The organism is Ruegeria sp. CG11, assembly GCF_056537245.1.
In genome coordinates this window covers 39,272-50,679 of sequence record NZ_JBQFRE010000021.1, presented here as the reverse complement: position 1 = coordinate 50,679, position 11,408 = coordinate 39,272, and the positions used below count along the sequence as shown (strand labels likewise).

The 11,408-nt window shown below is 58.6% G+C and carries 15 protein-coding genes and 1 pseudogene; 7 read left to right on the top strand and 9 right to left on the bottom strand.

The features are described 5' to 3' along the window. Nucleotides 1–119 (bottom strand): annotated as a pseudogene (gene gcvT, locus ACR0KW_RS21695) (glycine cleavage system aminomethyltransferase GcvT); the annotation flags it as partial. Nucleotides 120–467: 348 nt separating this feature from the next. Between gcvT and ACR0KW_RS21690 the strand changes: the two are divergent. Genes ACR0KW_RS21690 through ACR0KW_RS21675 form a run of 4 tightly spaced genes read left to right on the top strand, consistent with a single transcriptional unit; the run spans nucleotide 468 to nucleotide 3,963 of the window. After that, the gene (locus ACR0KW_RS21690) at nucleotides 468–1,118 is read left to right on the top strand and encodes a histidine phosphatase family protein (RefSeq protein ID WP_480806869.1); all 651 of its coding nucleotides are present in this window, start codon (nucleotides 468–470) and stop codon (nucleotides 1,116–1,118) included. Between the two features lie 14 nt (nucleotides 1,119–1,132). After that, complete coding sequence (locus ACR0KW_RS21685; protein ID WP_480806868.1) at nucleotides 1,133–1,747, top strand: glutathione S-transferase family protein; 615 nt, start codon at nucleotides 1,133–1,135, stop codon at nucleotides 1,745–1,747. A gap of 14 nt (nucleotides 1,748–1,761) precedes the next feature. Further along, complete coding sequence (locus ACR0KW_RS21680; RefSeq protein WP_480806867.1) at nucleotides 1,762–2,817, top strand: saccharopine dehydrogenase; 1,056 nt, start codon at nucleotides 1,762–1,764, stop codon at nucleotides 2,815–2,817. A 3-nt stretch (nucleotides 2,818–2,820) separates the two neighbouring features. Further along, nucleotides 2,821–3,963 carry a saccharopine dehydrogenase family protein gene (locus ACR0KW_RS21675; protein ID WP_480806866.1) on the top strand — a complete coding sequence of 381 codons (1,143 nt, stop codon included), beginning with the start codon at nucleotides 2,821–2,823 and terminating at the stop codon, nucleotides 3,961–3,963. Between the two features lie 38 nt (nucleotides 3,964–4,001). Here the strand turns inward: ACR0KW_RS21675 and ACR0KW_RS21670 are convergent, their stop codons facing one another. The 7 genes from ACR0KW_RS21670 to ACR0KW_RS21640 all read right to left on the bottom strand — a co-directional run bounded on the left by ACR0KW_RS21670 (nucleotide 4,002) and on the right by ACR0KW_RS21640 (nucleotide 8,233). Then, complete coding sequence (locus tag ACR0KW_RS21670) at nucleotides 4,002–4,235, bottom strand: hypothetical protein (protein WP_480806865.1); 234 nt, start codon at nucleotides 4,233–4,235, stop codon at nucleotides 4,002–4,004. A gap of 24 nt (nucleotides 4,236–4,259) precedes the next feature. After that, nucleotides 4,260–5,081, bottom strand: a complete 822-nt coding sequence (locus ACR0KW_RS21665; RefSeq protein WP_480806864.1) for a hypothetical protein — start codon at nucleotides 5,079–5,081, stop codon at nucleotides 4,260–4,262. 146 nt (nucleotides 5,082–5,227) lie between these two features. Continuing rightward, a complete protein-coding gene (locus tag ACR0KW_RS21660) occupies nucleotides 5,228–5,428 on the bottom strand; it encodes a DUF1127 domain-containing protein (protein WP_480806863.1) in 201 nt (66 codons plus the stop codon). Between the two features lie 38 nt (nucleotides 5,429–5,466). Then, entirely contained in the window at nucleotides 5,467–5,703 is a 237-nt protein-coding gene (locus ACR0KW_RS21655) for a DUF1127 domain-containing protein (RefSeq protein ID WP_480806862.1), read from the bottom strand. A gap of 107 nt (nucleotides 5,704–5,810) precedes the next feature. Beyond that, on the bottom strand, nucleotides 5,811–6,956 hold the full coding sequence (locus ACR0KW_RS21650) for a tetratricopeptide repeat protein (RefSeq protein WP_480806861.1): 1,146 nt from the start codon (nucleotides 6,954–6,956) through the stop codon (nucleotides 5,811–5,813). Between the two features lie 99 nt (nucleotides 6,957–7,055). Beyond that, nucleotides 7,056–7,373 (bottom strand): DUF3775 domain-containing protein, encoded by a 318-nt coding sequence (locus tag ACR0KW_RS21645; protein WP_170326413.1) that lies wholly within the window; start codon nucleotides 7,371–7,373, stop codon nucleotides 7,056–7,058. An 86-nt stretch (nucleotides 7,374–7,459) separates the two neighbouring features. Beyond that, a complete protein-coding gene (locus ACR0KW_RS21640; RefSeq protein ID WP_480806860.1) occupies nucleotides 7,460–8,233 on the bottom strand; it encodes a DUF1365 domain-containing protein in 774 nt (257 codons plus the stop codon). A gap of 154 nt (nucleotides 8,234–8,387) precedes the next feature. On the opposite strand from ACR0KW_RS21640, the gene ACR0KW_RS21635 reads away from it, so the two are divergent. Genes ACR0KW_RS21635 through ACR0KW_RS21625 form a run of 3 tightly spaced genes read left to right on the top strand, consistent with a single transcriptional unit; the run spans nucleotide 8,388 to nucleotide 10,168 of the window. After that, complete coding sequence (locus ACR0KW_RS21635) at nucleotides 8,388–9,044, top strand: sigma-70 family RNA polymerase sigma factor (RefSeq protein WP_480806870.1); 657 nt, start codon at nucleotides 8,388–8,390, stop codon at nucleotides 9,042–9,044. A 10-nt stretch (nucleotides 9,045–9,054) separates the two neighbouring features. Then, nucleotides 9,055–9,705, top strand: a complete 651-nt coding sequence (locus ACR0KW_RS21630) for a ChrR family anti-sigma-E factor (RefSeq protein WP_480806859.1) — start codon at nucleotides 9,055–9,057, stop codon at nucleotides 9,703–9,705. Between the two features lie 58 nt (nucleotides 9,706–9,763). Further along, nucleotides 9,764–10,168, top strand: coding sequence for a hypothetical protein (locus ACR0KW_RS21625; protein ID WP_480806858.1), 405 nt, complete (start codon nucleotides 9,764–9,766; stop codon nucleotides 10,166–10,168). A 3-nt stretch (nucleotides 10,169–10,171) separates the two neighbouring features. Here ACR0KW_RS21625 and ACR0KW_RS21620 read toward each other — a convergent pair whose 3' ends face one another. After that, nucleotides 10,172–11,401 carry a DNA recombination protein RmuC gene (locus ACR0KW_RS21620; RefSeq protein ID WP_480806857.1) on the bottom strand — a complete coding sequence of 410 codons (1,230 nt, stop codon included), beginning with the start codon at nucleotides 11,399–11,401 and terminating at the stop codon, nucleotides 10,172–10,174. Nucleotides 11,402–11,408 lie beyond the last annotated feature (7 nt).

Below are 11,408 nucleotides of genomic sequence, written 5' to 3'. Positions count from 1 at the left end.
TGCTCTCCCATGATCCCCATCGGGTACTGAACAGGCATCTCCCAACCAGCAAAATCAACCATCTTACCGCCCAACTCAACATGCAATGAGTACAATGGCGTGCGCTTAATATCGGTCATGGGTCCAACCTTTCTTAGGTCATAATCTCTGAATGCCGCACTTGTTCGCCCTACGTCAAAACTGTTTGCCGCCCAGATTCTCACGACTGTGTCGCAAGTCAACAGTCATGGAACTTTGATCTGTGTCAGAGCAGTCCCCTTGAGAGCCGGGTAAAGAGTATACACCCGTATGCTGCATTCGTGTTTCTGATAGGAAACTTTTCCCCCTTACGCAACATCAAAATGACAATCACCGACAGCTCACCCAAGCACGCGCCTTAAGTCGCTGAGATTTTTGCCGGATGCCCACGGAACACCTCTGGTCCCTGCCTACAACCTGCCCTAAGACTCGGCCCGAGAGGGACCGCCATGTCACATATAACACTGGTTCGCCACGGCCAGGCCAACACCGATGCGCGTGATGAAGAGAGCTATGACAAGCTCAGCGATCTGGGTCACCAGCAGGCGCGCTGGCTGGGTGACCACCTGCAATTCACGCGGACCAGCTATACGCGGGTCTATTGCGGCACTCTGACCCGACACATCGAAACCGCGTCCAGCATGGGACTGGTGGAACCGATCCGCGACCCCCGCCTGAACGAGATCGAATACTTCACTATCGCCAAGCTGTTCGAAGAGCAGCACGGCGTGATAGTCCCGACCGACCGCGAAGGATTTGTGGAGCACCTGCCCCGCACATTCGCCGCCTGGGCCAAGGGCGAGATCAGGGACACCCCCGAGACCTTCGAAGACTTCGAGGCCCGCGTCTCAGGTGCGCTACGCGATATCGGCACCGAGGGCGGGCCCGCGATAGTGGTGACCTCGGGTGGGTTGATCTCGATGGTGGTTCGGCAGGCAATGGGGCTGGACATCCCGTCGATGGCGCGTGTGGCCCTTGCCATCATGAACACGTCGATGCATCGTCTGCACCCGATCGGCCCACAGCTAAGCCCGGTCCTGTTTAACGCCGTTCCGCATCTGGAAGCGCCGGACCGGCAATACGCCCAGACCCACCTGTAAACTTCGGAGGCCCTATGCAGCTTTATTATGCCCCTCGCACGATCTCTGTCGCTGTTGCCATCGCGTTGCAAGAGGCCGGGCTGGACTATGAAGCGATCCAGTTGGATTTTGCCGGGGGCGAGCAGACAAAGCCTGCCTACAAGCAGATCAACCCCAAGGGCCGTGTTCCGGCGCTGGTCGTTGACGGCGGCATTCTGACCGAAACCGGGGCGCTGTTGGAATATATCGCGGCCAAGGCCCCCGAGGCCGGTCTGGTGCCTACCGATCCGATCATGGCGGCCCGGATGCGTGAGGTGATGTTCTACCTTGCCTCAACCATGCATGTGAACCATGCGCACAAGATGCGCGGGCACCGCTGGGCCGACAAGAAATCCAGCTGGAAAGACATGAAAGACAAAGTCGCGCAAACGATGACTGCGTCTTGCGACTACATCTCGTCGAACGGCCTGCGTGGACCGTTTGTGCTGGGCGAGGCGTTCTCGCTGGCAGATGCTTACCTATACGTGGTCTGCAGCTGGCTGGAAGGCGACGGCGTTGACGTCTCGGCCTTCCCTAAGATCGTCGCCTTCCGTGAGGCGATGGAGGCACGTCCTTCGGTTCAGGCGGTGCGCGCCGCCGGAATGCTCTGACAAAAGGAAATACGATGACACATCTCTGGGTCCGGGCAGAACAGCGCTCGAACGAGGAACGGGTCGGGCTGACCCCCGAAGGCGCCGCAGCGCTGATCGCAGCAGGCATCCGCGTGACGGTCGAGGAAAGCTCGGTCCGCGCCATTCCGATTGACGGCTACAAGGATGCGGGCTGCGAGATCGCGGCTGAAAACTCCTGGCCCGAGGCTCCGTTGGATGCGATCATCTTCGGCCTGAAGGAACTTCCCGAAGACGGCACGCCCCTGCCCCATCGCCACATCATGTTCGGTCACGCCTATAAAGGTCAGCATTCAGGCCGCGCACTGTTGGAGCGGTTCAAGACCGGCGGCGGTACACTGTACGATTTGGAATATCTGGTGGATGAAAACGACCGCCGGGTTGCCGCCTTCGGCTATTGGGCCGGGTATGCGGGTGCTGCGGTTACGCTCAAGACATGGGCGGCGCAGCTACGCGGTCAGGAATGCCCACCGGTAGGCGTTTATCCCAGCAAAGATGCGTTGAATGCCGAACTGCTGGCCGAGTTGGACGCCACCGGCGCCGACCGCCCCCGCGCCATTGTCATCGGCGCTTTGGGCCGCGTCGGAACCGGGGCTGCCGACCTGTGCGAAGCGATGGGTGTCACTGTCACCAAGTGGGACATGGCCGAGACCGCCAGCGGCGGGCCGTTCCCCGAAATCCTCGACCACGACCTGTTCCTGAACTGCATCTTTGCCCGCCCCGGCACCCCGGTCTTTGTTCCACAAGAGGCGCTGACCGCCCCGCGCAGCCTGACCGCCATCGGCGACGTGGCCTGCGACCCGGACAGCAACTACAACCCGGTGCCGGTCTATGACCGAGCCACCACGTGGGAGGCCCCCGCCCTGCGCGTGGCCACCGACCCGGTGATGGACGTGATGGCGATCGACAACCTGCCGTCGATGCTGCCGGTCGAAAGTTCGGAAGACTATGCCGCGCAACTGCTGCCCTCGCTGCTGACCCTGACCGATCTGGACAGCGGCGTCTGGGGTCGGGCAGAAGCAACTTACAAAACACATATGAGAGGGATCTGAGCGATGACGATTCACTGGTGTGGCACCGGCCTGTCGGCCATCCCCGGCTTGCGCCGCCTGATCGAAGGCGGGCACAAGGTCACCGTCTGGAACCGGACCATCGACAAGGCCAAGGCCGAAGTCGGAGACCTGACCGACGACATCCGTGCCTTTGACATCGACGCGTTGGGCACGGTGTTGGAAAAGGGCGACGTGATCGTCTCGATGCTGCCGGGTGACTGGCACGTGCCGCTGGCGGAACTGGCGATCTCGAAGGAGGCCAACTTTGTCTCCTCCTCCTATATCGCGCCCGAGATGCGCGCGCTGGACGACAAGGCGCGTGAGGCCGGTGTCGCACTGGTGAACGAAGTTGGGCTGGACCCGGGCATCGACCACCTGATGGCCCACGCTCTGGTCGCCGACTACCGTGCCTCGGACGCGTTCGATGCGCAAAACCACCTGAGCTTCATCTCCTATTGCGGCGGCATCCCCAAGAACCCGAATCCGTTCCGCTACAAGTTCAGCTGGTCGCCTTTGGGTGTGCTCAAGGCGCTGCGCTCACCGTCAAAATCTATTCGCGATTATGCCCCGTTGGACGTCGCCCGCCCGTGGGACGCGATCACCAGCTATATCGCGCCGTTGCCGACGCCCGAGAGTTTTGAGGTCTACCCGAACCGCGACTCGATCCCCTTCATGGCCGAGTACCAGTTCGAAAAGCACTGGCCGGTAAAGGAATTCGTTCGCGGCACCCTGCGCCTGAACGGTTGGGCCGATGCATGGTCGGACGTGTTCAACGAGATCGAGACCTTGTCTGGCCCCGAAGGTGACGCCCGCCTGAAGGAGATGTCGGATCAGTTCTGGGCCGAGAATGCCTATGACGAGGGCGAGCCGGACCGCGTGGTTCTGTGCGTGGGCCTGAAGGCGGAAAAAGAGGGCATCCCGGTCTGGAACAAGACCTATGTGATGGACGCCTGGGGCGACGCGCGCGGCACCGCAATGGCGCGCCTGGTGTCGGTTCCGGTCTCGCTGGCTGTCGAAGCTGTTCTGAACCGCGCCATCCCGGCCGGTGCCCACGCCGCCCCCAGCGACCCGAAGCTGGTGCAAGACTGGATGGCCGAGATCGACACACTGGCCCAGCACCTGCAAGTGGTGGATCATTTGAACTGATTGGCTAGCCCGCTCCGGTCACAGTCGGGGCGGTGTCATCAATTCAAAGCGGTCTGCGCCAGATCAACAAGATTGTGGCGCAGTTGCGGGCTGAAAATAAACTCATTTGTGTATTTCCACCCCGTTATATCTTTTTGTTCAAACCCCTCGTAATAAGAAACTTTGCCGTCATTCACGCATTCAAACACACGATGATGGATCAAAAACTGGGGCACATGTTCCAAAGTTTTGTTCGGCCAGTCGACCCCGCCCAGAAAGGCCCACTGAAACACCTGTTTGGATTTCCAATCGTCCCTCTAAACCAATTCTGTGAGGGTTTCAGCGCCTGTGTCCCGCAACGCTTTTTCGAGTCGTTCCGGGTTAAACTCCGCCCATTTTTTCAATGCCTCATCGCAGCTTAAAACCGGATAGTTGGCGCGGCGTTCGGGGAATAGGGGCGGGCAGTCAGGCCCTGCAAACATACACGCTTCAAAAAAACCTGCGGCCGTTTTCTTGTGTGTCAAATCCAGCCTATACACTTCTCTGAAGACCTCAGCCGCCGCCCCATACTGCTTTAGCTCAAGCCGCATCTGCCCAAGTTCGCGTGGCATCCACAGCAAGCGCTCATCTTCCGCAGCCGGGTATTTCTCCTTCAACCGAACAAAATATGCGTCGGCCTCTTCGTACCGCTCCAGCTTCTTCAAAAGGAGAAAACGCTGTTGCATCGTGTAGGTATTCGCGGGGCCCAATCGATGCGCTTTTTCGATTGCCTCAAACGCCGCCTCATCCTCGCCCAATTTGCCCAGAACATAGCTAACCCACTGCCAGGCTTGATGTTCATCTGCATCAAGAGAAGCCGCGTCGTTGAAATCCTGCAACGCCCGCTGCAGGTCCTCCTGTTCCACAAATGCCCGTCCGCGATAGATATGGAGGACTGCCAATTCCTGCGGCGTGTACTTTGTGTCTTCAAGAAGCCTGCTACAGCCCTGAGCGGCCGCCTCCGGCGCGGTTTCCGGACTGTGGCATCCCCCCGCAAGCATGTCTGCGGCCAAATCGTTTCGCTGATTCTGCAGATACAGAACAAATGCGGCGACCAAAATCAGGCACGCCGCTGCCAGTCTTACAATTCGCCCGTTCAACAGCCTGCCCCTACAATGCGCCAATCAACTTGAACGCGTTTTTTTTGGCATGACCTCTTGCGAATGGCAATCTGCCCCTAGGAATATCGGTTTACAAAAAAGCCATCCCGAAGTTTCGGAATGGCTTTAGCTTGAACTGTTATCCGTCAGATATAGCGTTCGATCACGTCGTCGATATCGCTGCGGTTGATGCCCAGCTCGGCCAGGTCCTGATCGGACAGCCGGTTCAGCTCTTGCGCGGCGCGCACGATATCCGATCTGATCGCCTGCAGCCGCATTGCCCGGTCGAACAGCAACACGGAACTGGCACTGACCGACGGTTCGCGGTTGATTTTTGAATTCAGCATCCTCTCCTCCATGTTTGGCGCCTGGCTGGGCGCCTGGATCACTGAACGTGACGGTTATAGGGCTGCTTGTGGTAGACGCTTTCATAGGCGCGCCGATTGATGTCACAGCGCGGAATGCCGATGTCTTCCAGCTGCCTGTCGGTCAGCTTCTCCAGCGACCGGACGGTTTTGGCGTAAATCCCACGGCGGAAATGTTCTACCCGTGCTTCGGCGTAATTCGAAAACAGACCGAAGAAGAGCCCCTTCTGCGGGGTAACTGTTTGTGCGTATCCCATGACTTTCTCCTTTAACTCTGAATTGCGTTTGTCGTTGCTGAAACAGATAAAAGAAGCCCGCGTTAACGCGGCCAGAGGGAAAGATTAAAACGGGTTAATGTGTTGGGTCAGGGCGTGTTGCCGGGTGTGTTCAGATACACATACGCCAGGTCGATAAGGTTTCGGCGAAACTCCCGAGGAAGGTAAATTTCAGCGTCTTCCCTGAGGTAAGTTGGTTCGAAACCTCTGATCGTATAGGTCTCGGGCAAAAGAAACTCGCCTCCTGACACGCAATGGAACATTTGGTCATGCGATAGAAGATGACCTGCCATCTCACGTGACGGAACATTCAAAAAAAATGAGGTTGTGGCAACGTAGCGCGCTTGCACTAACAATGTTGTTCGCTCGGGTTCGTCCGCAACAAGGCTATGTATGTCGTGTGGTCCACCTTTCTGCACGACCTCTTCCATGAACCTTGGATATTTGGCATCGAATTTTGCTATCGTCTCATCACAGTTGATCTTCGGGTAACCCTCACGCCGATCAGGGTACAGAGGAGGGCAGTTCGCCCCGGCCACCTGGCAACTAAAAAGGAACGTACCTCTTAATTGCCAGTCCACGGGGTTGGCGGCCAGTTTATCCCTGATCTCAAGTGTGCCATCCAGAAAAGCGGTATGCGTCAGTGGGTAAAGATCTGGATTCTGCATCAACCGATGCAACTCGGTTTTGGGCCCACTGATTAGCCAACTTACACTGCTTTCCCCACGCAGCCTTTCACTCACGAACTCATCGACTGCGGCATGTCTGTCGAGGCTAACCAGCAGTTGGTATTTGCCGCTCAGCGCGTCAGGGTCGTCTGGTTGCAGGTCGAAGGCCGTCAGGCGCGCATCCACCATCCCATCTGTATCGCCCATCGCTTCCAGAAGCCTCGCTTTCCATTCCCAAGGAATGTAGCTTCCCGGATCCGCTGCAACCGCCAGATCAGCCTCACGCTTTGCGGCTTCCCAATCCTTTACCCCCATGTAAAGCCGCATTTTGTTGCGGTATGCCAAAGACCTCTCAGCCGGATCGGAAACGGTCCAGTCCAACAGCAGGTCGCAAGCATCGAGGGTGGTTTGCAGGTCACCCTTGTCCGAACTGCAGATATCAACCAACGCGTCATGTTTCTTGCGCAAGAACGGCAGCGCAACGATGCACAGCACGATCAGAACGATGGCAACGCGGACAAAAGTCACTTTGCGTTTCGGGGGATCAACAGAAATATCAGCGTTCATTCAATCAACCAGAAGTAAATTCGGTTGAACTGAACCAAACCTGTACGGGTTTGTAAACGGCCTTCAAAACAATGCCGGCATGGATCGCGGGCACCGTGTTTACATCAGATCGTTTTCCACGTCTTCGGCCGATATTCCCAACGCATCCAGGCCGTTCTCAAGGTGATCCGACAGGTGTGGCGTGCCGATCAGATAGTCAGCGCAGGGGGTCGAAGCCTCGGACTTGGCGGTTGCAATCGCTTCGGCCAGATCCTCGGCGAAAAAGCTCTCGCGCCCGATCCACATCACGGCAACCAGCTCGGCCTGCTCATCCTCGCCCATACGGTCTATGAAGGCGCGCAGTTCGCCCTCGGCGCGGTTCAGTTCGCGCCCCATCATGGCAACCTGAGCGATTTTTCTTGCCGAGATTTCCAACATGACCAACTCCTCGTGTTCGCGGTTTCCATCCTAGCACAAACATTCTGAAGTGCCCGAGTCTTTGATCTTACTCAAACAAAGACGCTTTATGGCTCGCGGATGCGGGAAACCGGGTGATCGGGAACAGGGGCAGTGCGGAACGGACGGAACCGGGCTTTTTTGACCCACAATTTCAAGGCCTGCCACAAGATCAGGACAAACGCGCGGCGAGCGCCGAACGGGCGGCGCAGCAGCGACCACAGGATTTTGCCATCACTCAGCGGCGCACGTGGCCCGGTCAGTGTTGCGATCAACCCGCCGCCCTCGCGCCCGTAGTCGATCCAGACACCCACGCGGTCGGGGCGATAGTCGAACCGGAAGGTATAGGTTCCCTCGACCTTTTGAAACGGCGAGACATGCATCAGCTTGCCCGCCACGATCCGGTCCGAGGGTTGGATCGGCGCGAAATCGGGATTGTGGCACAAATAGCTATGGCGCGTGCCATAGGTATTTGTGACCTCGGCCACCACTGCATAGAGCTGCTCGTCGACGTCGAAACAGAACCAGAAACTAACCGGGTTGAACACGTGGCCGAATACGCGTGGCTGGGTCAGCAGGGCAATCCGGGCCGGTTGGGTAACACCCATCTGGTCGAACTGTTCGCGCAGCCAAGCGGCACCGCGCCCTTTCCCCGGCTCTCCGCCATGATCGCGATCTCGCCAGTTGGTGACATTGGCACGGTTCAGCGAAAACAGCAGCGGGCTGACCGGGTCCCCTTCGGGGTCCAGAAGGATGTAGTCGACGGAATAGCGAAAGGCGTTTTGAACGGCCCCTTTTCGCCCGTGAAAGGTGTGGCCCGCGATATGGTCGATCCTGTTCACGCCTTATTCCTTGATTCCTTGCTGTGCCTGTAAACCGTTCAAACGGCATTCTTTTCGCAATCTGTTCGTACCAGACAATACGCAAGCTAGCCCGATACGGATCAAAAACCGCAAACAAAGTGATCCGCCTTTGGCTGGCCCGCGTATTGTGGTTATGTTTACCGAGATCGATACCGTGACCTTGGATGAACCGGCGGCCGAAGGGCCAGCACTCAAACCTTGGCGCGCGAAAAAACGCATCAGGGGCAAGCCGGTGAACAAAGCGGATGGCAGTTGCGACACCAGAACTGAGTGGGTGAGCCACGTCAGACGCATTCGGGACGCGCAGGATCAGGCGGCCTTTGCCGAGCTGTTTCAGCATTTCGCGCCGCGGATCAAGGCGTTTCTGATCAAGTCGGGCTCAGACCCGGCGATGGCCGAGGAATGCGCGCAAGAAGTTATGGCAACCTTGTGGCACAAGGCGCATCTGTTCGATCCCGCCCGCGCGACCGTCGCCACCTGGGTGTTCACGATCGCAAGAAACAAGCGCATCGACGTCCTGCGCAAACAACGCCGCCCCGAGCCCGAAGATCTGGGATGGGGCCCCGAGGCGGAACCGGAACAGGATGATGTGATCGCACTGCAACAGGAAACCGCGCAGCTGCGCGACGCCATGTCGGCGTTGCCAGAGGCGCAAAGGGAGTTGATCGAAAAGGCCTATTTTGGCGATCTCAGCCACCGCGAGATTGCCTCTGCAACCGGATTGCCGCTGGGCACGATCAAATCACGTATACGGCTGGCGCTGGACCGCTTGCGCCACGCGATGAACTGAGATGATGACGATGAGCAACAAGATCAAACATCACCTGACAGATGACCTGCTGATGGCCTATGCCGCTGGCAGTCTGCCCGAAGCGTTCGACCTGATGGTCGCCACGCATCTGTCCCTGTGTGACCACTGCCGCGCCCGGGCCGAAAGCTTTGACGCCGTTGGCGGCTGTGTCCTGCAGGATCAGGACGCCTCGTCCAGCATGAGCGATGGCGCTTTGGCCGCGACCATGGCGCTGATAGCCCAAGGCGCGCCGATTGCGAAACCGGCCCGTCCGGGATGTTCGGTTCTGCCCGCGCCCCTGCAGGATTACGTGGGCGGAAATGTGAACGACATCAAATGGCGCGCTATCGGCATGGGTGTGAAACAGGCGATCCTGCCGACCACACGCGAGGCCACCGCACGCCTGCTGTTCATCCCTGCAGGTGCCGCGGTACCCGACCACAGCCACAACGGCATCGAACTGACGATGGTGCTGCAAGGCGCGTTCTCGGACGAGGTGGACCATTTCGCCCGCGGCGATGTCGAGATCGCGGACGAGGATGTGCACCACACGCCGACCGCGGATATCTCGGAAGACTGCATCTGCCTGGCCGTCACAGATGCGCCGCTGAAGTTCAGCAAGCTTATACCGCGTCTGTTCCAGCCGTTTCTGCGTATTTGACCCGCTGGGCCAGCCTATTGTTCACTGACCCGGCCCCATTTTGGTGGAGATGTGTACCATGACAAAACTTCTGGCCTTTTCCTTTTTCCTGACCCTCTTCGCCTCTGGAGCGTTCGCGCAGCGGGTTGCCGATGTGAAATTCGAACCGGGGAATTTCGGCGCGATGGTCAGCGGGACGATCACAGGCGACGAATATTTTGATTACAAGCTGGGCGCGTCGTCTGGGCAGGAGATGTTCGCCGATCTCCAAGTGAGCGACACAAACGGCAATGGCGTGATCTATTTCAACATCCTGCCGCCCGGCAGCGACGGGGTTGCGATCTACAATGGCTCGATCAACGGTAACACCGCCAAGATCGACCTGCCGGAGGATGGGGATTACACGATCCGGGTCTACCTGATGGGCAATGATCGGGATACCGGCAAGACGGTCGGCTACAATCTGGACCTGTCGATCCAATAACGCTTAGCCCTCGGACTTGCCCAGCGGCACGACGTTGGTGTGATCATCCGGGGCCAGCTCCTCAAAATCAAAATTGTCCAGCCGCTGCGCCCGGCGCCCGGCCTTTTCGGCGCTGATCTTGATTTCCGAGATATCCTTGGCCGCCTGTCCGAAATGACGGTCGAGATTCGCGACACGATCCCCCAGACGCTCCACATCCTTGTGCAGCATCCCAAGTTCCTTGCGGATCGCCCCCGCCTGTTCCCGCATCCGCGCGTCTTTCAGGATCGCGCGCATCGTGTTTAGCGTCGCCATGCAAGTGGTGGGCGAAACGATCCAGACGCGTTTGCTGAAACTCTCCTGCACCAGTTCCGGGAACTTGGCGTGCAGCTCTGCATAAACGGCCTCCGACGGCAGGAACATCAGAGCGCCATCGGCGGTTTCACCGTCCAGAATGTACTTCTCGGCGATATCGTTGATGTGTTTGCGCACCGTGCTTCGGAACATCTGCACCGCTGCTTTCAACTCGGCATCATTGGTCGATCCGATCAGCGCCTCATAGGCCTCCAACGGGAACTTGCTGTCGATCACAATCGGACCCGGAGGGTTCGGCAAGTTGATCAGACAGTCTGCCCGACGCCCGTTCGACAGCGTCGCCTGCAGTTGGAAGCTGTCCGAAGGCAGCGCCTTGGATACGATATCGTTCAGCTGAATCTCTCCAAACGCGCCGCGGGTCTGCTTGTTCGACAGGATATCCTGCAGCGACAGCACATCTCCCGACAGTTTGGTGATATTGTCCTGCGCCTTGTCGATGGCGGCCAGACGCTCCTGCAACTGGGTCAGCGAGGTCGCGGTCTGTTTCGACGAGCCATGCAGCGATTCCTTCATCCGTTCCTGCATCTCGGCCAGCGCGCGCGCCGACTTCATCGCGTTGTCCGCCAGCCGGTCATTCATCTGCTGCTGCACCGAAGACAGGCGCGATTCAACCGTCTGGATCACCTGCACCTGCGCATTGGCCTGCGTGTCCGAGACATGCTGGAGGCCGCCGCGCAGTTGCTCCTGCCCCTGCCCCAGCTGCTGCACATGCTGGCCCAGATGCGCCATCTGCCGGGCCAGAGGCTCCGCCATTCGGGCCGAGCGCTGCGCCGCCCGCATGGACATAAACAACAGCAGCAGAATCAGCGCGACAACGCCGCCCGCAACCAGGATCGAGGGGTCGTTCAATGCAACTTGGGTGCCAGCAATCTCGATCATGTCGCCT